This window comes from Streptosporangium amethystogenes subsp. fukuiense, assembly GCF_042665875.1.
Taxonomy (GTDB): Bacteria; Actinomycetota; Actinomycetes; order Streptosporangiales; family Streptosporangiaceae; genus Streptosporangium; species Streptosporangium fukuiense.
In genome coordinates this window covers 9,307,986-9,327,052 of record NZ_JBHTEE010000001.1, presented here as the reverse complement: position 1 = coordinate 9,327,052, position 19,067 = coordinate 9,307,986, and the positions used below count along the sequence as shown (strand labels likewise).

Sequence of the window (19,067 nt, the reverse complement as noted above, 5' to 3'; positions counted from 1 at the left end):
TCACCCGGACCAGCCGAGTGGAACAGGACCTGCGATGAGCCCTGAGTCGACACCGCGCCGAACGGTCGCCGAGCACATGGTCGAAATCCCCGCCGGGAACATCTTCCTGCGGGACGAGGGCACGAAGGCGATCTGGAAGGTCGAGGTCGGGGCCTTCGAGCTGGCGCCGCATCCGGTGACCCGCGAGCTGTACCGCGCCGTCCGAGGCGAGGCGCCCGCGAGTCCGGCGGGACCGCGGACACCGGTGACCGAGGTCTCCTGGATGGACGCCGTCCGGTTCTGCAACCTGCTTTCCGAAGCGGCGGGGCTCGGCCCCTGCTACTCGACGGGCGACGACCCCGACGGCCAGGACGTGGTCCGCGACCGGGAGGCCGACGGCTACCGCCTTCCGACCGAGGCGGAGTGGGAGTACGCGTGCCGGGCCGGGACCTCCGGCGTGCGCTACGGGGAGCTGGACGAGATCGCCTGGCACCGCGGGAACTCCGGCGGCGAGGTGCACGATGTCGGGACCAGGGCACCGAACGCGTGGGGGCTGTACGACATGATCGGCAACGTGTGGGAGTGGTGCTGGGACGTCTACGATCCCGAGGTCTACGGCCCGTACCGGGTGTTCCGGGGCGGAGGTCTGTACGACCGTCCCCGGGGATGCCGGGCGTCATGCCGCCGCAAGAGTCACCCGACCTTCCGCATCGACGACCTGGGGTTCCGGCTCGCCCGATCGCGGTGAGCGGGGGCTCGGCTGTGTCCGTGAACGCCCTTGATGAGCCCCGTACCGGCCTTGATCTGGGAAAAGTGCCAGGGTCACGGGTTTGCGGCTCGACCTGAGATGGGCACTCTCACTCCTGCGGCCGGTTGTGCGTGGCCGGGGATTCCGGCCTCGACAGGCGTTCCCTCGGCGCTCCAGCACGGGACGGACCGCGTACGGAAGGTCGCGTGACCGTCACCGTCCGGGACGTGAGACGCCGACGCGAAGAGGAGAGGTCATGTCGAACCCGCCGCTTCCCGAGGAAGCAGTCGCCATGCTGAAGAGGCCGAATCCGGCCGTCATCACCACGCTTCAGCCCGACGGCCGGCCGGTGTCCACCGCCACCTGGTATCTCTGGGACAACGGCCGGATCCTGGTCAACATGGACGAGGGCCGCAAGCGGCTGAACCACCTACGCGACGACCCCCGGGTCGCCCTCACCGTGCTCGAAGAGAACAACTGGTACACGCACGTCAGCATCATCGGGCATGTCGCCGAGATGCACGACGACAGGGATCTGACCGACATCGACCGGCTGGCCCAGCAGTACCTCGGGAAGAAGTACCCGCAGCGGGACCGCGGCCGGGTCAGCGCCTGGATCGAGATCGACCGCTGGCACGGCTGGGGCAAACACAAGGACAGCAGCCAGCCCGGCTGACACCCGCGATCGACCCGGAGTCCGGCGACACCTCCGTGCCAGTGAATGTCCAGATGGACGGCCTTGCACTTGGTCGGTCGTGCCCAGGTAGGCGAACAGGTTCTCCTCGATCAGGAGGAGGACCTGGGGTGACAACTGTCCGAGGTAGTCACCGAGTTCCTCCTTGAGGAAGGGCTGGGCGCAGATCGTCCTCGCCCGGCATTTGCTCGGTAGGTTGCCGGTGCCCTGGGCGAGTTTGACACAGTATTCGGTCCTGAGCGTGGTCGACGTCGATGTGGGGACGACGTAGACCAGAGACCAGGTGGCCTGCTCGTTCTTCGCGTCACCGCTGAGAATGATCACTGGCCGTTTGAGGTGGTAGTTGCGTTGATCGTTGGGGGGCATCGTGAGCGACCGGTCGGAGACGAGGTAGACGCCACCCTTGCGGATGGATCCCTTCATCGATCATCCAGCATCTTCGCGTTGGCCCGTCGGAGGCCGGCCCTCATCTCCAGAAACTCCGCCCTGAGCGCGTCATCCACTCCGGGATCGTCCTCCACCGGAGGGCGTGCCGCACGCCGCGATCGGAACCGCTCAAGGCGCGCCTTTACCTGCTGACGGCGCCGTGCCCGGTTGAGATCGAGCAGCACCCCCCGATCCCCCGCCACCTGGGCCTCGATCACGGGCGCGGTCTCGGCGGACAACTCTTCCAGGTCTGCCGCGCTCCTGCCTCCATGGAGGCGCAGCACACTCCGGACACACTCCATGTCCGCCGCGCTCAGCGGATCCTCGATGTCGACGGTCACGGTGAGCGCGTACGAATCGCGATCGACATACGGCGTCTCTCTCCGCTCCACCAGCTCGCTCTCGACCACCCAGTCCTCGGCACGGGTGAGTGCGTGATCGTAGGGTCCGGAGTCGTCCCATCGCCAGGTGGCCCCACTGAACTGCGTTCGCCCCGACTCGATGGCATCCAGGTCCGCGAGATAGAGGAGCCTCGCCAGCGTCTCCGGGGTGAGCTCGACGCCCGTCTCACGAGCCGCCTTCAGCATCGCGAGGACCGCACTGGCCAGGGGGTTGGGCGACTCAAGAGGTCTGCTCATCACGGCGCCTCCCCGAATTCGTCCCAGTGTCACGCTACTCCTATCAGTCGTTTTCAGCTCTTATCGTCGTTCGCCCGCCACCAGGAATGTTCAATGGCAGTAAGTGAGGCCATCATTACATTCGGCTACGACAACGTCAGCGGATCACGACAACGCGTCCCGTTCAGAAGGGCCAGTCCGCGTTGCGGCCGGATTCCAGCAGCGGGATCATTCGGAAGGCCGCGTTGGTCAGGCCGCCGAAGGTGTGCCGGTTCTCCTTTCCCGAGGGGGTGGCACCGTGCTTGTAGCCGCCGAAGTTCCACATGTACAGCGGTACGTCCCGCGGCACCAGGTCGTCGATCCGCCGCTCCGGTCCGCCTCCGTAGGAGGCACCGTTGGAAGGCAGCCAGCCGGGGCGGGTCTGCTCGTCGGTGACGATGACGATCCGGTCGTGGCCGTGGAAATGGCGCTGAACCGCCGAGGGGATGTCGGTCCCGCCGAGCCGGCGGAATAGGCCAGCGCCTCACCGGGCTCGTCGGGACACCGCAGCACGCTGTCGACCAGTCGGCGGCCGCCTCCCGCGAGGCCGGCGTCCCGCCGTGCCCTGACGGCCTCCAGCGCGGCGACGATCGGAGCCGGCCCTGGCGGTGCGGGTACGTCGGGTCACCCTCGCCCTATCGCGAAAGCACCTGATACCACCCTATTAACCACCGATATTGCGGAACCCCCTCCTAAATAAGCGTTCATGCCGCACTATGCGCACCTGCGGGAATCTTCGAGCCCCGCTGACATCCAACCTCGTACGCGCCCGACGTCCATTCACCGGATGCGAGCCGTACCCCCGATGTTGACGAAGGTGTCGTGATCATGACGTCGAATGTGACGCGGTTATATCAGGCGGTGCTGCGCGATCCCACCCCTCCGATCTCGATCCGGCTGCGCCGCGGCTTCTCCGACTGGGTCGTACGGAAGGGGTTCCCGCCGCCGAGCGCCGCGGTGGTGAAGGACGAGGCCGAGGCCGGCGGGGCCCGGCTGGTGATGGAGCGACGCGGCGACTGCGGCCGCTACACGCTGGACGAGCCGTACGAGCAGGGACGCCTGCGGACCCGGGTGACCTACGCGGAATCGGTGCCGGCCATGACCGGATGGGTGGTCGTCACCGTGGAGCAGCACGGGGGACCTGATCCGGCCGCGAGACGGGGCGCGAAGCAGCGCGGGAGACAGAGAGCCGAGCGGCAGCCGGAACCGGCGATGGTGAAGGCGCCGGGTTTCCTCCGCGCGTACCTGAACACCGCGCGAATCAGCGACGGCGCCGTCCAGGTGGAGGGCGCCGCGGTGCTCCTCACCGAGGACGGCGTGCAGCGGTTCGTCTCCGTGATGACCGAGCCCCGGCGCCGGGTACCGATACTGGTCGTCTCCCCAGACCCTCGTGACCCCGAGGTGGCGCGGGAGCGCGCCGATCAGCTGGCCGACGGCGTCGCCGGGGCGGGCCTGGTCGTACGGCTGGCCGACCTGCGCGCCCAGGACCGGTTCAACGAGGCGATGGGCCCGGAGCTGGGCGTGTTCGGCGCGGCGGTCCGCACCTACTTCGCCCCCTTCGATCCCGCCGGGGAGCAGTACCCCCGCCGGCACCCGCCCATGGGCGACGCCGCGATCCGCAGCCGAGGCGCCGCCGCCCTCGACCGGATCGTCGACGGGGCGATCGGTGAGACCGCACACCGTAAGCTCCCCGACGACATGCGGCGGACGCTCGACGTGGTGTACCGCGTACTCGCCGGACGGGCCGAACCTGGCGAGATCGCCGACGCCGCCGCGCCCCGGCCCTCGAAGGTCGATTTCGCCCGTGAGGAGATGCGGCGGCGGATGATGGCCATGACCAGGCGCCCCACCGCGCCGAAGGCCGAAGCCGTCACCCCCGCGAAGGCCGCCGTGCAGGCCACCGTCGAGATCACCGCCGAGATCACCGCCGAGACCACCGTGGAAACCGCCGCCGAAGCCACCGCGGAGACCGCTCGGAGTGTCGCGGACATGGTGGTCAAGGAACTGCGCGGGGAGTTGGAGGCGGCACTCGGGCTCGCCACGTCGTCGCAGGTCCCGGGCGACTCCGGCCAGGTGCTCCGCGAGATCCGCGTGCTCGGCGCGCACCTTTCCGGCCTGCGTGACATCGCCGCGGAACGGCGCGGCGACGGGCCTGCCACCGAGGCGGAGAGGAACCTCCGCGACGAGCACCGGCTGCTCAACGAGGAGTACGCCGAGGCCGTCACGAGCGCCAGGAAGCTCGCCGAGCGGGTCCGCTGGCTGGAGCGCAGGCTCGCCGAGGCGGGCCAGCCGGTGTACGGGGTGACCGAGGACGATCCGGTGTTCGAGCCCGGCGGCCTGGTCGAGGTGCTGGCCGAGGCCCGCGAGAGCCTGCGGCACATCGGGGTCGGCGACACCTACGGCGCCGCCGCCCGGCTGGACCTGGAGCATCACATCCAGTGCCGTACCTGGGCGGCGAAGGCCTGGGACGCGCTGCGTGCCCTGGACGACTTCGCGGGGGCACGGTCCGGCGGAAGGTTCGCGGGCGGCTTCTACGACTGGTGCGCCGGTGACTCCCCCGGCCGCCGCACCATCCCCACCGGGATGCTCTCCATGCGCGAGTCGAAGAGCGTGGTCACCCGTGCCAAGTTCAGCGCACCCCGCAGGTTCGCCGTCCCGCCCGAGGTGCATCCGAGCGGGCGGATTCTGATGGAGTCGCACATCAAGCTCCGGCCCGTCGGGTACCCGGCCCCTCGGATGTACTTCCACGACGACTCCGCCGGCAGCACCGGCAGGATCTGGATCGGCTACCTGGGCGATCATCTTCCCAACACCCGTACCAACTGACCGGGGACTCAGCCCGCCGGGGCCGGCTCGGCGCCCGTCCCGAACCGCCGCCGGTAGGCCAGCGGGCTGAGCCCGGTCTGCCGCCGCATCCGGGCCCGCAGGTTCGACGCGGTTCCGAGCCCGCTGAGCCGGGCCACCATGTCGAACCGAAGCTCGCCTCGCTCGATCAGCCGACAGGCCAGCGCCACCCGTTCGGCCGTGAGCCAGGCCAGGGGGGTGATGCCGAGCTGGGCGGTGAACCGCCGGTGCAGGGTGGCGGGGCTGACCGCCGCGCGGGCCGCCAGGTCCGCGACGGTCAGCGGCCGGTCCAGCCGCTCCTGCGCCCAGGCGAGCACGGAGCCGAGGGAGGCGTCGGGCACGGCGGGCACCGGCCGTTCGACGAACTGTCGCTGACCGCCGTCCCGGTGCGCCGCGAACACCAGGCGGCGGCTCACCGTGTTGGCCACCTCCGCGCCGTGGTCGCGGCGGATCAGGTGCAGGCCGAGGTCCAGCGCCGCCGCGCTGCCCGCCGCGGTCAGCACGTCGCCGTCGTCGACGAACAGCACGTCGGGCTGGAGCCGGACCTCGGGGTGGCGGGCGGTGAACGCCTTCGCCCAGCGCCAGTGCGTGGTGGCCCGGCGACCGTCGAGGACGCCCGCCGCGGCCAGGGTGAACGTACCGGTGCAGAAGCTCACCAGCCGGGCGCCCCGCCCGGCGGCGCGCCGGATGGCCTCCAGCACCTCCGGGGCCGGCTCCACCAGCGGATCCGGCCGGTTGGGCACGATCACGGTGTCGGCCGCGTCGACCGCGTCAAGCCCGGCCACGTCCGACAGGGTGAACATTCCGGCGTGCATGCGGACGGCGGGCAGCGCGGCGCTGAGCGTGAAGTCGTACCACGGCACGTCGATCTCGGGGCGGCGCAGCCCGAACAGCTCGGTCGCCACGCCCAGCTCGAACGGGTTCGAGCCGTTGTCCACGATCACGGTCACCCGGTGCCCCTGCGAGGATCCATGCGACATGTGCGATTCCTAGCACTCACACCGCCCGGACGCCACCCGCCACGATGGCCCCATGAACGGTGAACCAATCCTCCTGCGAACCGCGCTGGCCGGCTTCGACAAGCTGTGGAGCCCGCGGATCGTCACCCGGGTGAACGACTACGAGGTCCGGATCGCGAAGGTGTCCGGCGAGCACATCTGGCACGTCCACGAGAACACCGACGAGTTCTTCATGGTGCTCGACGGCGAGTTGTCCATCGCCCTGCGCGATGCCGACACCGGCGAACGCGCCGTCACGCTGCCACAGGGCGCGGTGTTCGTCGTACCTCGCGGTGTCGAGCACCGGCCGTCGTCGGCCAGGGGCGCCTCGATCCTGATGTTCGAACCGACCGGCACCTCGTCGGTCGGCGACCGGCACGACCCGGTTCCCGGCCACATCGACGCCACCGTCGGCCACGCCCTCGGCTGAGCCGGCGCGACCGGGCGGAGGCCACTACCCGGCGGCCGGCTTCCTGGCCGCGAGCCGCTCGATGACGCCGAGTTTGAAACGCTCGTGCCGCTCCACCGCGAATCCCATCTCGCGCACCCCGATCAGGGGCCGGCGGCAGTAGTGCTCGCCGGCCGTCGGCACGCTGAAGAGGTCGACCAGCCGCTGCCCCATTCGCAGCGGCCAGGACGACGAGGCCACGTGGTCGGCCAGGAGCAGCAGGCCGCCCGGTCTGAGCACCCGGGCCATCTCCTCCAGCGCCGCCCGCTCGTCGGAGATGCCGCAGAGTGAGAACGTGCAGACGACCGTGTCGAAGCTCTCGTCGGGAAAGGTCAGTGCGCGCGCGTCGCCCTGCCGCAGATCGGCCGCCCGGCCGAGAGTCTCGGCCCGGCGCCGGGCCACCGCGAGCATGGCGGCGCTCCACTCCACCCCGGTCAGCCGGACACCCTCCGGGTAGTGGGCGAGGTTCATGCCGGTGCCGACCGCCACCTCCAGGGTGTCGCCGGACGCCTGCTCGCACAGCCATGGACGGCTGCCGGCGAAGAACCGGCGCTCGACGAGCGCCATCCGCCGGTCGTACGCGTCGGCCTGCCTTTCCCAGTATCGAAGCGACCGCGTGTCCCGTACCGAAGAGTTCACCACGATCTCAAGGTAACTCTCCGGTGGAAGCCGCGGCGGATCTCCCGCGAGAGCTCCACCGCGGACACCACACCATAGTCCATAGTTCACATAAAAAATCTTTGTGCGTTCAGTTCACATTTTCCGAAAGATGGCTTACGGTCCATGAGTGTGACGCGGCGCACACTCGATCGGATTACCGAGCGGAGTCCTCTCACTCCGATCCGGTGTGGGCCGCGCGTCCCGGCGAGGGAAATCCCAGTCCAGCAGTGCCCCGGGCACCGACCTCGGAGGAAACATGGGCAGCGTCGACCGTGCCACCCTGACCCGGGGCGGCAACCCCGTCGCCCTGGCGGCCAGTGGTGACCGCGCCGCCGGAGCGGTGAGTGGCGACCGGACAGGCGGGACGGGCGCGGGCATCCGCGCCCTGGTGGTTCCGCACGAAGAGCGCATCGCCGTGATCGCCGAGGAGCAGCGCGCCGTCGACCACGCGTACGACTGCGTCGAGCGCAGGCGGCTCGGCGTCGACCGGATCAGGAGCACGCACGGCCAGGAGCACCCCGACGTCGGCCTCCCCTTCGTCCCGGACGTTCCCCCCGAGTTCGGGGTGGAGGACGACCTCGGCGAGCAGCCGCTCGTCTTCATGCGCGTCGACGTCGCCGACGACCCGGACGGCAGGGAGACCTGGCGCATCGGGCGCCGCGCGGTCCGCGACGCCGAGGGCGATCTCGTCGTGATCAGCTGGACCACCGAACAGGCGATCCGCTGGATGAAGGCCCGCGCCTCCCGCCCCGGCGAGATCCGGCTCCGCCGCAAGCTGCGCCTGCACGGACGCACAGTGACCGACTACCTCGACGACATCCGGCCCCGGGTCGCGAACCGCAGACTCCAGGAGGTCCCGGAGGCCGTCTCCCCCGCCGAGGAGCCGCCCGGCGAGAACGCCGACGCCTTCCTCCTCGCCGACCTCGACCGGGCCCGCGACGGGCTGATGCGCGACATCGTGGAGACCATCCAGCGAGACCAGCTGGACCTGGTCTCCGACGGGCGGCCGGGGGTGCTGGTCGTGCAGGGCGGCCCGGGGACCGGAAAGACCGCGGTCGGCCTGCACCGCGTCGTCTGGTTGCTGGACCCGACGAACCGAGGGCTCGCCCCGGACGACGTCCTGGTGGTCGGACCGCACCGGGGGTTCCTGCGCTACGTCAGCCAGGTCCTGCCGAGGCTCGGCAGCCGGGGGGTGGCGACGGTGGAGGTGGCGCGGCTCTGGGACGGCGAGGTCCGCGCCGTCGACACTCCCGCGGCGCACCTGGTCAAGTCGGACGAGCGGATGGCCGAGGTGCTGCGCCGCGTCGTCGAGAGCGGCATCCGGCCCGAGGCGCCGGCCTCGCACATCAGTGACGACGTCTTCAGCACCCCGTACCGGGGAGCCGCGCTGACGCTTCCCGGCGCCGAGATCGAGGCGCTCGTCGTCGAGGCGCGCGACTCCAGCGGCCCCTACCTGGTCCGCCGCCGCAAGTTCGTCGATACGTTCGTCGACCGCCTGCTGAGCAGGTACGCCAAGGCGCTCCCCGGGCAGCGCCCGGACGGCGCCCTGCGGTCCGGGATCGAGAAACACGGCCGGGTGGCCTCCCTGATCAACGCGGTGTGGCCGGCACTCAATGCCGAGACCATCCTGCGCAGGACGCTGAACGACCCGGACGCGATCCACGCGGCGGCTCCCGGCGTGCTGACCGAGCAGGAGCGGGAGGCGGTGCTGCGCCCCCGGGTGAGCCGTGCCTCCGAGGAGCCCTGGACTCTCGACGACCTCGTCTGCCTTGAGGAGCTGCGCCATCTGTTGTCCGGGGACGAGCCACGCCGTTACCGGCACATCGTGGTGGACGAGGCCCAGGATCTCACTCCCATGCAGGCGCGCTCCATCGCCCGCCGCTGCCCCGGCGGTTCGATGACCGTGCTCGGCGATCTCGCCCAGACCACCGGCGCCCGCCAGTACGACGTGTGGGGACGGCTCGCCGGGATCCTGAGCGGGCGCGACGGCTGGCACCTGGCCGAGCTGGCCGTGGGCTACCGGGTCCCCGACGAGGTCATGCGGTTCGCGGCGCCGCTGGCCAGGGCCGTGTCCCTGTCCACCACGGTCCCGGTGTCGGTGCGCCCCGCCGACGAGACCTCGCTGACGATCGCCCGGACCGGACCCGAGCGGTTGGCGGACGAGGCCCTCGCCCGGGCACTGGATCTCGCCACGGCCGACCTGGAGCGGTCGCGGTCGGTCGCGCTGATCGCCCCCGACGGCACCGCACTGCTGGAGGAGCTGGAGCGGAAGGTCGCAGCGCTGCAGGGAACCGTCGCGGCGGACGACGTACCGCCGGTGAGCGTGCTGCCCGCGACCATGACCAGGGGCCTGGAGTTCGACCACGTCGTGGTGGTCGAACCCGCCGCCATCGCCGGCCAGGGGCCCGCGGGACCGCGCCGGCTCTATGTGGCGATCACCAGGTGCACCCAGTCGCTCACCGTCGTCCACGCGGCGCCGCTCCCCGAGCTGCTGGGCGCACCGGAGGCCCCGGCGCTCGTGGCGCCGGAAGAACCGGCTACTTCCCCGATCACGGTGCAGAACGGATCGGCACCCCCCGTACCGGAAGAACCCACCATCTCACCGCTCATCGCGCAGAACGGATCGGCACCCCCCGTACCGGAGGAACCCACCATCCCCGAGGAGAACACCACGATGGAGCCCGACACCCCGGCCACGGATGAGAGCTTCCGGTCCTTCGTCTCCTCGCTGGAGGAGCGGGTCGGCGCCGACAGGCGGTGCCACGTCCACGAGCAGGTGCGTTACCGGCTCATCGCCGAGCTGCACGGGGCCAGGCTCGTCCCCTCCCAGTCCCCTCTCGCCGACATCGTCTGCAAGGGGCCGCGGGGAGCGGTCCTGTACGAGGTCCTGGGAGAGGGCGGGCACACCTACGAGCGGATGCGCGAGGCGGTACTGCGGATCATGGAGGTCGAGCACGTCGGCGGAGACCGCGCGGAGCACCGCTTCCTCGTGCTCCCCCAGGCCCCCGAACCCGCGTGGGCACCGGCGATGCTGACCACCGCCTTCGACATCACGACGATCTGGAGAGACGGCACCGGATGGGCCGGGGAGGATCTGGCCACCGCCCTCGGTCAGGCTCCCGGCTGACCCGCCGCGGCCGGCGGTGCCGAGCGAATCCCGCTCCCTACCAGGTGGACCGCTACAGCGGTGTTAACGTTCGCGTTCACCCCCCGGCAACAGCGTGATCGCGATGCTCGGTGGCATGAGGAACAGAAAATCGTTCGTCGTCGCGGTCGCGCTGGCCGCTCTCATCGGTTCCGGGACCGCCGGCGCGAGTGCCGACCGCGCGGCCGGCGACCGGCCGCCGGCGTGCACACCCCCGTCCGGCCCGTCCGGACCTCCGGCACTGAAGCCGACCACCGTCACCACCATCGAGCAGGCGTACCGCTGCGTCTTCGCCAACTACTACAGCGGCCCGGTCCTGGACTCCCGCACGCTGCTGGTGCCCGCGTTCGCCGCGCTCACCCAGGAACTGCAACGCCGCGGGCTGGACCGGCCGAACGCCACCCTGCCGGCACTCACCGGCCGCAGGGACGCCGACTGGGCCGCGTTCCGCTCCGTCCACCAGAAGGTCGTCGACACGTTGCCCGCCGCTCCCGAGGTACGGCAGGCGGTCGCGGAGGCGACGATGCGGGGCATGGTGAAGAGCCTCGACGACAACCACGCGAACTGGAATCGTCCGACTCCCGATGGGATGTCGCTCGGCGCCCGCCTCTCCGGCCTCCGTCCTCCGGGAGTGGCCGATCCGGCGGCCACCCCGCCGTTCTTCATCACCGACGTCCTTCCTGAAGGACCGGCCGCCAAGGCGGGCATCCGGCCGGGCGACGAGCTCGTCTCGGTCGACGGGGTGCCGCTCGTCGTCAACGGGGTGCTCTCCCAGGGGGTTCTTGACGGGTTGGCCGGGCTCCCGGCGGGGAAGGCGATCAGGCTCACCCTGCGCCGCCCCTCCACCGGCGGCACCGTCACCGCCTCGGTGACGCCCGCGCCCGTCTCCGGATCGGAGCCGAAGGTCTCCTCCAGGCTGCTGTCCGGCTCCGTCGCCTACGTCAAGCTGCCGGCCTTCTTCCCCGGCGCGGCGGACAAGGTCCTTGCGGCCATCGCCTCCCTGCGGGAGAAGGCGCCCCTGCGCGGGGTCGTGCTGGACCTGCGCGGCAACGGCGGCGGCAGCCCGCAGGAGGTCGCCAGGCTGCTCGGCGCCTGGACGCGCGGGAAGACCACCAGCTACTGGTGCGACGTGCGCGACCACTGCACCGCCAACCGGAGCGACGACACCGTGCCGCTGCTGGGCCTGCCCCTGGTCGCGCTCACCGACCGCGGCTGCGCCTCGGCGTGCGACTCCTTCACCAGTACGGTCAAGGATCTCCGGCTCGGCACCCTGGTCGGCACCCGTACCGCCGGCGCGGTGTCGGGTCCCGGAGCCGGCTACCTGCTCGACGACGGCAGCGTCCTCATCCTGCCCAGGTTCCATGAGATCGGGGCGAACCGGGAGGTCGTCAACACCATCGGTGTCGTCCCCGACCACCAGGCCCCGACGACCTCCGCGGACCTGTCCGCCGGACGCGACCCGGGCGTCGCGAAGGCCCTGACCCTGCTGAAGTAGGCCCGCACCGATCACGGAGCCCGGCGGCCGCCGGGCTCCGCACCGGTGTGGACGGGGAACCGTACGGTCAGCTCAAGGCCGCCCCCCGGGTTGGGGCGGGCGGTGAGGTCGGCACGGTGGGCTCGGGCTATCGAGAGCACGATGGACAGGCCGAGACCGGCGCCGTCGGCGGTCCTGGTCCGGGAGTGCAGCCTGCGGAACGGCTGGAACAGCTCGGCGATCCGTTCGGCGGGTACCTCCGGGCCGGTGTTGCGGACGGTCAGGACGCCCGTCGCGGTGAGGCCGACGTGCACGGTCCCGCCGGGACGGTTGTAGCGGACCGCGTTCTGCAACAGGTTGGTCAGCAGCCTGCCGAGCAGCACCGGGTCGCCCTCGACGACGACCGGCCGGGTGTCCGCGGTGACGACGACACCGTCGGCGGCCGTCTCCTCGACCGTCTGGCGGACCAGCGGGTCCAGGGTCACCGGCTCCATGCCGCCCGGACCGTGTTCCGCCTGGGCGAGCAGGAGCAGCGAGTCGATCAGCCGCTCGGTCCGCCGGTTGGCGGTCAGCAGCTTCTCCCGTACCGGGATCAGACGGTCCGGCAGCGGGTCGTCCAGCCCGATCTGGATCGCGGCCCGCTGGACGGAGAGCGGGGTCCGCAGTTCGTGGGCGGCGTTGGCGATGAAACGGCGCTGGCTGTCCACCGACCGTTCCAGCCGTTCCAGCATCGCGTCGAAGGTGTCGGCGAGGTCCGTGAGCTCGTCGCGGGGACCGGCCAGCGCGATCCGCTCGTGCAGGTTGGACAGGGAGAGCCGGTGCGCGGTGGCGGTGATGTGCCGCAGCGGGCTCAGCACCCGTCCGGCCAGCCACCAGCCCGCGACCACCGAGACGACGGTGAGCACCGCGATCACGATCGCGCTGACCGTCCACTGGTAGCGCAGTACGGCGCCGGGCAGACCGCTCATGGCGTCGACGACCTCGGGCCGCACCGGCCGGTCAGGCGCCCCGGGTGCCCTCGGCGCGGGCCCTGCTCCCGGGGGGAGTTCGCCAAAGGGCGGGAAGTCCTCCGTGATGGAGCTGACCCGGCTCTCCAGCGCGCTCGTGAGCAGCAGGTTCACCACGGTGAGCAGGATCGTCGAGGTGACCAGGAACAGGCCGGTGTACAGCAGGGTGAGGCGCGTCCGTACCGTGCCGGAAGGCTTCCAGGCCGCGTGCCGGGTCACCGCGGACCTCCGGCGCCGCACGTTCCCCGACCGCGTGCCGGGTGCGCCGCGGGTCTCCGGGTCGTACTCCGGATCACAGCAGGTACCCGGCGCCCGGCACGGTCCTGATGCACGGCGGGTCGCCGAGCTTGGCGCGCAACCGGCTGATGACGACGCGCACCACGGTGGTGAACGGGTCGACGTGCTCGTCCCACGCCGACTCCAGCAGCGTCTCGGCGCTCACCACGCTCCCGTTCGCCCGCATCAGCACCTCCAGCACCGCGTACTCCTTCAGCGACAGCCTCAGGAAGCGGCCGTCGCGGGAGACCTGCATCCGCTGGGGGTCCAGCACGATCCCGTGCCGTTCCAGCATCGGTGGCAGCGGCGGCTGGTTGCGTCGGCCCAGGGCCCGCACCCGCGCCACCAGTTCGGCGTAGTCGAAGGGTTTGGGCAGGTAGTCGTCGGCCCCCAGCCCCAGCCCGGCGACCCGTTCGGGCACCGACGCGGCCGCGGTCAGCATCAGGACGCGGGTACGCGCCCCGGCCCGCACCAGGTCCCGGCAGATCACGTCGCCGGATATCCCGGGCAGGTCCCGATCCAGCACCAGCACGTCGTAGTCGTTGACGGCCAGCCGTTCCGCCGCGGCCTCGCCGTCGTAGGCCACGTCGACCGCCATCGCGTGCCGCCGCAGCCCCATCGCCACCAGGTCGGCCAGATCCCGCTCGTCCTCCACCACCAGTATTCGCATGATCGAAGTCGTATCCGACCACCGGTAACAACGGCGTTAACGCCCGCGCCACACCTCTGTCGTCTCACACGGGCCCATACCGTGCGGTCGGGCATCGCGTTCCTCCCGTCGGGTCTATTTATACAATTTTCTTTTGTGTAAACTCGGAGCATGACCTACGTGATAGGGCTCCCCTGCGTGGACGAGAAGGATCTGGCCTGCGTGGAGGAGTGTCCGGTCGACTGCATCTACGAGGGCGGCCGGAGCCTCTACATCAACCCGGACGAGTGCATCGACTGCGGTGCGTGCGAGCCGGTCTGCCCGGTCGAGGCGATCTACTACGAGGACGACCTCCCCGCCCCGCTGGGCGTCTACCTGGCCGACAACGAGCGGTTCTTCACCGAGCCGCTGCCCGGCAGGGACGCTCCCCTGGGGTCGCCCGGCGGTGCGGCCAGGATCGGCGCGCTGGGCGTCGACACCGCGATGGTCACGGCGCTGCCGCCGCAGGGGGCGTGAGCCGGACATGACCGGGCGAAGGAGACCTCACGGGGCCGATGACACCGACGGCTCGGGCGGCGCGACGCCCGAAGGGGCGCCCGCGCGAGGCGCCCGGCGTCCCGAGACGCCGACGTGGACCGCCGAACGCCCCGTGGCGCCGGCGACCGGCCGTCGAGGGCTCATCCTGACGATGCTCCGCGAATCCACCTCGCCGCTCGGCATCGGCGACATCGCCGCGCGACTCGACGTCCATCCCAACACGGTGCGGTTCCATCTCGACGCCCTGGCGGAAACGGGCCAGGTCGAGCGGGTCCACGTCGCGCCCACCGGCCCCGGCCGGCCGCCACTGGTGTTCCGGGCGCGGCCCGGGATGGATCTCGGCGGGCCGCGCAACTACCGCCTGCTCGCCGAGATCCTGGTCGGCGACCTGGCCGCGGACCCGGACCCCGCCGCCAGGGCCACCGAGGCCGGACGCGCCTGGGGCGGCTTCCTGGTCGACCGGCCCGCCGCTCTTTCCCGCGAGGAGGCGGTGCGCGAGTTGGTACGGCTGCTCGACGACCTCGGCTTCGCGCCGGAGGAACGGCCGGCGGGCGATCCCCGGCAGATCGGGTTGCGGCACTGCCCGTTCGTCGAACTGGTCGAGACCCAGGCCGCGGTGATCTGCCCGCTGCACCTTGGGCTGATGCGGGGGGCGATGGCGGCGCTCGGCGCCCAGGTGACCGTCGACCGGCTCGTCCCGTTCGCCGAACCCGACCTGTGCCTCGCACACCTCACGACAGCGGGCGGCACCCGGTGACCGGCAACGCCCGCGATGGAGAAAGGAACCACGGATGACCCCGGCATCGGCCGCCGCCACCGGTGTGACGTTCGTCTGGCTCGGGATGGTGCTGGCCATCTCGTTCCTGGAGGCACCACTGAAGTTCCGCGCGCCCGGGGTGGACCTGCGCCTCGGGCTCGGGATCGGCCGGCTGGTCTTCCGTGCCCTCAACACCGTCGAGGCCGTCCTCGCCGTGGCGCTCATCGCCATGATCTTCATTGCCGGCCCGCCGACCGGGACGGTGGTCGCCGCCGTCGTCACCGTCGCGGTCCTGGCGGTGCAGCTCGGTCTGATCCGGCCACGACTGACCCGGCGCACCGACCGTGTCCTCGCCGGTGAGGACGCCCCACGCTCGAAGGACCACCACGCCTACATCGTCCTTGAGACCGCCAAGGTCGCCGCCCTGCTCGTCACCGGCATCCTGCTGCTGACGGCGTGAACCGGCCGGGACGGAAGGGAAGCACCATGCTGACGACCTCTCTGACCACCCTGACGAACGAGCACATGGCCGCGGCGCGAAAAGCCGCGAGTGGACGCAGCGCCCACACCGTCCACGGCGGACGCCGGAACTCCCTGCGTCAGACGCTGCTCGCGCTCGCCGCCGGACGGGGCCTCGACGAGCACGAGAGCCCCGGCGAGGCCACCCTGCAGGTGCTGCACGGGCGCGTACGCCTGTCGACCCGCCAGGACAGCTGGGAGGGGACGGCAGGTGACCAGGTCGCCATCCCGGCGGAGCGGCACAGCCTGACCGCGCTCGACGACTCCGCCGTCCTGCTCACCGTGGTGATGCGTCCCGACCCGGCGCCCGGAGAGGACGCGCGCCCTCCGGCCGGCTGAGCACCGAGGCGCCGAGCACCCACCGGCGGACCCGCGTCGTCCTGGCCGCCGGTGGTCGGCGGTGGCTTCAGCCGCGTTTCTGCAGGGTGTAGAGGCGGATCTCGATGCCGTCGGGGTCGGTCACCCCGCCGATCAGCCATCCGATGCTGGCCTCGGCGATTCCGGAGTGGGCCGTGCCGGCGGCGTCGAGGTGATCCGACCACTCCACCAGCGCGTCGTAGGTCGGCACGCCGAGCGCGACGGGATCGAAGCCCCGCAGTTCCCCGGCCAGCCGGGGCTCCTCGCGCAGCGCCAGCATGAGGGTGCCGTCCCGGTCGCGCAGTGCCACGCCGCGCAGCACTCCCGCCTCGACGAACTCGATCGCCACTTCGAGGCCGAGTACCCGCCCGTACCACTCGACGCTCTTGCGCACGTCCGAGACCGGCAGTTTGACGTGGTGGAATCCGCCCAGGGCCGTCATCGGTCACCCCTTCCCGGCCGGCGGGAGCGCCGACGCGGATATGAAGTCATTGGAGCCCCACTTTATGGCCGCCCAGCGGACCCGGAACAGCGAGGAACGGCGCACCGCCCACGGCGCGTCCGTCCGCACCGCTCGCGACCACCGCGAAAGCAGCGAACCGCTCCGGCGGGAGCCTCGGCGGAGGACTTCCGGAGGCCGAGGAGAAGGGCTCCCGGGCCTGTATATCCAAGATCTTTGGAAGATTAGATCTTCATGGTCGCCGGCAACCCGTCATCAACGCTTTCCATATTTCGGTGTATATCAGCTTTTTTCAGCATAATTCAGCATTTGCCGATAGTGGGAGTGTGGCGGGAACGGGCCCGGGAATTATGTCGGGAGTACCGACAACGCGGGATCCCTGGATGGCGACACACGCCGGATCTTGGGGGTGCACGGTGTTCGAACCGCGCGAGTTGGGCTCAGGCCTGGGTTACCGGGCCGAGCTCGCAGAGATGATCGACCAGCACGCCGACCGGATCGACTGGTTGGAAGTGATCACTGAGCACTTCCTGTTCGCCCCGGCCGACAGGCGGGAACGGTTGCGCGCGCTGGCCACCCGCTTCCCGATCGTGCCGCACGGGGTGGAGATGTCCATCGGATCGGACCGCGAGGTGGACGGGGTCTACCTTGAGGCGCTGGCGGCTCTGGTCGCCGAGATCGACGCGCCGTGGTTCAGCGACCATCTCTGTTTCACCCGGACCGATCAGGTGGCGCTCGGGGTGCTCGTGCCGCTGCCCCGTACCCGCCAGGCGGCACGCCGGCTGGGGCGCCGGGCGCAGCGGGTGCAGGACGCGGTGGGGGCGCCGTTCCTGCTGGAGAACATCACCTACTACGTGGATCTGGCCGGCCCGCTCAGCGAGGCGCAGTTCATCGCCGAGGTGATGGAGAACTGCGAGTGTCATCTGCTACTGGACCTGACCAATCTCGACATCAACGCCCGCAATCACGATTTCGACCCGCTGGAGTTCCTCGGCACCATCCCGGTGGAGCGGGTGGCGCAGGTGCATCTGGCGGGCGGTGAGGACAACGACGACGGCGAGCCGTCCCTCGACACCCATGGTGAACCGGTACCGCCCCGGGTGTGGGAGCTGCTGGCCGAACTGGTGGGCCGCACCACCGTTCGGGCCACCCTGGTGGAACGGGACCGCAACTTCCCCGACGATCCGTACGAGCTGCTGGCGGAGATCGACCGGGCCCGGACCCTGCTGGCAGGGAGCGTCTGATGGGCCTGCTGGAGGCCCTGGCGGCGGTGCTGACCCGCGAGTCCGAGCTGGCGACGCTGCGTGAGCACCCCGCCCGGCTGCGGCGCCGTTACGGGCTGAGCGACGCCGAGCTGGCCATGCTGACCGGCGCCTCCCCCGCGGGACTCCGGGTCACCGGCGAGAGCGTCCGCGGCAAGCTGGTGCAGAAGGTGACGGCCTGTCTGCCCGCCACCGTCGCCGAGCTGAAGGCCCACCACCCGGAACTGCTGGACGGGTTCGCCGCCGCCACCGTCCGCCGGCCGCGACCGGGCGAAGGGGTTACGGATTCCGGGGAGGCCGGGCAACTGGTGACGTGGATCGACGGCCGGGTGCCGACGCCACTGGTCGACTTCGCCCGCTACGAACTGCTGTGCGGACAACTCGCCGGTGACCGGCGGGCCGCCCAGGCGGCCGGAGAACCGGTCCTCGTTCCGGACGGACCGCTACGTGGGATGCCCGGCGTCTCCCCCGCCGCCCGGGTCGCGTTCTTCGACCACGACGTCACCGCCGAGCCGCCGCCCTCGCGACTGCCCGCCCGGCGCACGTCGATCCTGCTGCGACGCCAGTGGGGTGAGCCGGCGCTCCGGGTCTACCGGATCAACGACGCCACCGCCGCCCTGCTGGGCCGCTGCGACGGCACCCGGAACGTCGCGGAGGTGATCGCAGAGGTGATCGCGGAGGTCGGCGCCGACGCCGAACGGGTCACCGGCATGCTCACCCGGTTCGCGGCGGCCGGAGTGGTACGCCTCGCCCCCGGCCGTTACTGAGCCGGCTCCCCATCAGGCTCCGCGCCGACCTCACAGAGGTCACCCGAACGGCGCGGAAAGCGGCCCGGCAACGGGTCGTCGAGCTGTGACCCGCCCACGGCGGGTCACACTGCGAAAGGAAACCCATGAGCACAGAGACCCTGACCGAGACCACCGTCGACCAGACATTTGTGTTCGAACCTGTCGTCGATCTCACCTCTGCCCAGGCACCGGATCACTGCGGCGGAAACACCTGCAGTCGATGCGGTCACTAGCCACGACAACGGACAGAGGAGAAGAGGAGTGGGGTCTCGACAACCCCACTTCTCTGCTGTCCGTCGCCGTGGTCGACCCTCGTGGTACCCGCTCACCGCCGAATCAGCCGGCCGTACTTCCGGAAGCCGTTCATCCGCCGCCTCCGTGGG

19 protein-coding genes and 1 pseudogene are annotated in these 19,067 nt (G+C 70.9%); 12 read left to right on the top strand and 8 right to left on the bottom strand.

Features of this window, described 5'->3' with window-relative positions; all coding sequences use genetic code 11:
* Nucleotides 1-34 precede the first annotated feature (34 nt).
* Both ACFQVD_RS41445 and ACFQVD_RS41440 read left to right on the top strand, forming a co-directional pair.
* Nucleotides 35-727: a formylglycine-generating enzyme family protein gene (locus ACFQVD_RS41445; RefSeq protein ID WP_343962828.1), complete on the top strand. Its 693-nt coding sequence runs from the start codon at nt 35-37 to the stop codon at nt 725-727.
* Nucleotides 728-983: 256 nt separating this feature from the next.
* Nucleotides 984-1,403, top strand: coding sequence for a PPOX class F420-dependent oxidoreductase (locus tag ACFQVD_RS41440; protein ID WP_343962830.1), 420 nt, complete (start codon nt 984-986; stop codon nt 1,401-1,403).
* Between the two features lie 108 nt (nt 1,404-1,511).
* Here the strand turns inward: ACFQVD_RS41440 and ACFQVD_RS41435 are convergent.
* The 3 genes and pseudogenes from ACFQVD_RS41435 to ACFQVD_RS41425 all read right to left on the bottom strand — a co-directional run.
* Nucleotides 1,512-1,787: pseudogene (locus ACFQVD_RS41435) on the bottom strand (type II toxin-antitoxin system PemK/MazF family toxin); the annotation flags it as partial.
* Between the two features lie 53 nt (nt 1,788-1,840).
* Entirely contained in the window at nt 1,841-2,485 is a 645-nt protein-coding gene (locus ACFQVD_RS41430; RefSeq protein WP_343962832.1) for a hypothetical protein, read from the bottom strand.
* Nucleotides 2,486-2,648: 163 nt separating this feature from the next.
* Complete coding sequence (locus ACFQVD_RS41425) at nt 2,649-2,813, bottom strand: hypothetical protein (protein WP_343962834.1); 165 nt, start codon at nt 2,811-2,813, stop codon at nt 2,649-2,651.
* A gap of 518 nt (nt 2,814-3,331) precedes the next feature.
* Here ACFQVD_RS41425 and ACFQVD_RS41420 point away from each other — a divergent pair.
* Nucleotides 3,332-5,329 carry a hypothetical protein gene (locus tag ACFQVD_RS41420; RefSeq protein ID WP_343962836.1) on the top strand — a complete coding sequence of 666 codons (1,998 nt, stop codon included), beginning with the start codon at nt 3,332-3,334 and terminating at the stop codon, nt 5,327-5,329.
* Nucleotides 5,330-5,337: 8 nt separating this feature from the next.
* On the opposite strand, the gene ACFQVD_RS41415 is transcribed toward ACFQVD_RS41420, so the two are convergent.
* Nucleotides 5,338-6,327: a helix-turn-helix domain-containing protein gene (locus ACFQVD_RS41415; RefSeq protein WP_343962838.1), complete on the bottom strand. Its 990-nt coding sequence runs from the start codon at nt 6,325-6,327 to the stop codon at nt 5,338-5,340.
* 52 nt (nt 6,328-6,379) lie between these two features.
* On the opposite strand from ACFQVD_RS41415, the gene ACFQVD_RS41410 reads away from it, so the two are divergent.
* Nucleotides 6,380-6,775 carry a cupin domain-containing protein gene (locus tag ACFQVD_RS41410; protein ID WP_343962840.1) on the top strand — a complete coding sequence of 132 codons (396 nt, stop codon included), beginning with the start codon at nt 6,380-6,382 and terminating at the stop codon, nt 6,773-6,775.
* 24 nt (nt 6,776-6,799) lie between these two features.
* On the opposite strand, the gene ACFQVD_RS41405 is transcribed toward ACFQVD_RS41410, so the two are convergent.
* On the bottom strand, nt 6,800-7,435 hold the full coding sequence (locus tag ACFQVD_RS41405; RefSeq protein WP_343962842.1) for a class I SAM-dependent methyltransferase: 636 nt from the start codon (nt 7,433-7,435) through the stop codon (nt 6,800-6,802).
* Nucleotides 7,436-7,709: 274 nt separating this feature from the next.
* Between ACFQVD_RS41405 and ACFQVD_RS41400 the strand changes: the two genes are divergently transcribed.
* The gene (locus ACFQVD_RS41400; protein ID WP_343962844.1) at nt 7,710-10,580 is read left to right on the top strand and encodes a HelD family protein; all 2,871 of its coding nucleotides are present in this window, start codon (nt 7,710-7,712) and stop codon (nt 10,578-10,580) included.
* Between the two features lie 115 nt (nt 10,581-10,695).
* The gene (locus tag ACFQVD_RS41395) at nt 10,696-12,093 is read left to right on the top strand and encodes a S41 family peptidase (RefSeq protein ID WP_343962846.1); all 1,398 of its coding nucleotides are present in this window, start codon (nt 10,696-10,698) and stop codon (nt 12,091-12,093) included.
* An 11-nt stretch (nt 12,094-12,104) separates the two neighbouring features.
* Here the strand turns inward: ACFQVD_RS41395 and ACFQVD_RS41390 are convergent, their stop codons facing one another.
* On the bottom strand, nt 12,105-13,298 hold the full coding sequence (locus ACFQVD_RS41390) for a sensor histidine kinase (protein WP_343962848.1): 1,194 nt from the start codon (nt 13,296-13,298) through the stop codon (nt 12,105-12,107).
* Between the two features lie 73 nt (nt 13,299-13,371).
* Nucleotides 13,372-14,025: a response regulator transcription factor gene (locus tag ACFQVD_RS41385; protein ID WP_343962850.1), complete on the bottom strand. Its 654-nt coding sequence runs from the start codon at nt 14,023-14,025 to the stop codon at nt 13,372-13,374.
* A gap of 150 nt (nt 14,026-14,175) precedes the next feature.
* Between ACFQVD_RS41385 and fdxA the strand changes: the two genes are divergently transcribed.
* The 4 genes from fdxA (at nt 14,176) to ACFQVD_RS41365 (ending at nt 16,156) form a co-directional block, all read left to right on the top strand.
* Entirely contained in the window at nt 14,176-14,520 is a 345-nt protein-coding gene (gene fdxA / locus ACFQVD_RS41380; RefSeq protein WP_343962852.1) for a ferredoxin, read from the top strand.
* 133 nt (nt 14,521-14,653) lie between these two features.
* Nucleotides 14,654-15,298 carry a helix-turn-helix transcriptional regulator gene (locus ACFQVD_RS41375; RefSeq protein ID WP_343963051.1) on the top strand — a complete coding sequence of 215 codons (645 nt, stop codon included), beginning with the start codon at nt 14,654-14,656 and terminating at the stop codon, nt 15,296-15,298.
* Nucleotides 15,299-15,332: 34 nt separating this feature from the next.
* Nucleotides 15,333-15,758 (top strand): hypothetical protein, encoded by a 426-nt coding sequence (locus ACFQVD_RS41370; protein ID WP_343962855.1) that lies wholly within the window; start codon nt 15,333-15,335, stop codon nt 15,756-15,758.
* A 26-nt stretch (nt 15,759-15,784) separates the two neighbouring features.
* On the top strand, nt 15,785-16,156 hold the full coding sequence (locus ACFQVD_RS41365; RefSeq protein WP_343962858.1) for a cupin domain-containing protein: 372 nt from the start codon (nt 15,785-15,787) through the stop codon (nt 16,154-16,156).
* Nucleotides 16,157-16,223: 67 nt separating this feature from the next.
* Here ACFQVD_RS41365 and ACFQVD_RS41360 read toward each other — a convergent pair whose 3' ends face one another.
* On the bottom strand, nt 16,224-16,616 hold the full coding sequence (locus ACFQVD_RS41360; protein WP_343962859.1) for a VOC family protein: 393 nt from the start codon (nt 16,614-16,616) through the stop codon (nt 16,224-16,226).
* Nucleotides 16,617-17,050: 434 nt separating this feature from the next.
* On the opposite strand from ACFQVD_RS41360, the gene ACFQVD_RS41355 reads away from it, so the two are divergent.
* Both ACFQVD_RS41355 and ACFQVD_RS41350 read left to right on the top strand, forming a co-directional pair.
* On the top strand, nt 17,051-17,878 hold the full coding sequence (locus tag ACFQVD_RS41355; RefSeq protein WP_343962861.1) for a DUF692 domain-containing protein: 828 nt from the start codon (nt 17,051-17,053) through the stop codon (nt 17,876-17,878).
* Nucleotides 17,878-18,663, top strand: coding sequence for a hypothetical protein (locus ACFQVD_RS41350; RefSeq protein WP_343962863.1), 786 nt, complete (start codon nt 17,878-17,880; stop codon nt 18,661-18,663). The genes ACFQVD_RS41355 and ACFQVD_RS41350 overlap by 1 nt, the downstream gene beginning before the upstream one ends.
* Nucleotides 18,664-19,067: the final 404 nt, after the last annotated feature.

Bases quoted from the DNA above. Each gene is read 5' to 3' on its own strand.
- ACFQVD_RS41445 (WP_343962828.1), top strand. From the start codon at position 35: ATGAGCCCTGAGTCGACACCGCGCCGAACGGTCGCCGAGCACATGGTC.
- ACFQVD_RS41440 (WP_343962830.1), top strand. From the start codon at position 984: ATGTCGAACCCGCCGCTTCCCGAGGAAGCAGTCGCCATGCTGAAGAGG.
- ACFQVD_RS41430 (WP_343962832.1), bottom strand. From the start codon at position 2,485: ATGAGCAGACCTCTTGAGTCGCCCAACCCCCTGGCCAGTGCGGTCCTC.
- ACFQVD_RS41420 (WP_343962836.1), top strand. From the start codon at position 3,332: ATGACGTCGAATGTGACGCGGTTATATCAGGCGGTGCTGCGCGATCCC.
- ACFQVD_RS41415 (WP_343962838.1), bottom strand. From the start codon at position 6,327: ATGTCGCATGGATCCTCGCAGGGGCACCGGGTGACCGTGATCGTGGAC.
- ACFQVD_RS41410 (WP_343962840.1), top strand. From the start codon at position 6,380: ATGAACGGTGAACCAATCCTCCTGCGAACCGCGCTGGCCGGCTTCGAC.
- ACFQVD_RS41400 (WP_343962844.1), top strand. From the start codon at position 7,710: ATGGGCAGCGTCGACCGTGCCACCCTGACCCGGGGCGGCAACCCCGTC.
- ACFQVD_RS41395 (WP_343962846.1), top strand. From the start codon at position 10,696: ATGAGGAACAGAAAATCGTTCGTCGTCGCGGTCGCGCTGGCCGCTCTC.
- ACFQVD_RS41385 (WP_343962850.1), bottom strand. From the start codon at position 14,025: ATGCGAATACTGGTGGTGGAGGACGAGCGGGATCTGGCCGACCTGGTG.
- fdxA (WP_343962852.1), top strand. From the start codon at position 14,176: ATGACCTACGTGATAGGGCTCCCCTGCGTGGACGAGAAGGATCTGGCC.
- ACFQVD_RS41370 (WP_343962855.1), top strand. From the start codon at position 15,333: ATGACCCCGGCATCGGCCGCCGCCACCGGTGTGACGTTCGTCTGGCTC.
- ACFQVD_RS41365 (WP_343962858.1), top strand. From the start codon at position 15,785: ATGCTGACGACCTCTCTGACCACCCTGACGAACGAGCACATGGCCGCG.
- ACFQVD_RS41360 (WP_343962859.1), bottom strand. From the start codon at position 16,616: ATGACGGCCCTGGGCGGATTCCACCACGTCAAACTGCCGGTCTCGGAC.
- ACFQVD_RS41350 (WP_343962863.1), top strand. From the start codon at position 17,878: ATGGGCCTGCTGGAGGCCCTGGCGGCGGTGCTGACCCGCGAGTCCGAG.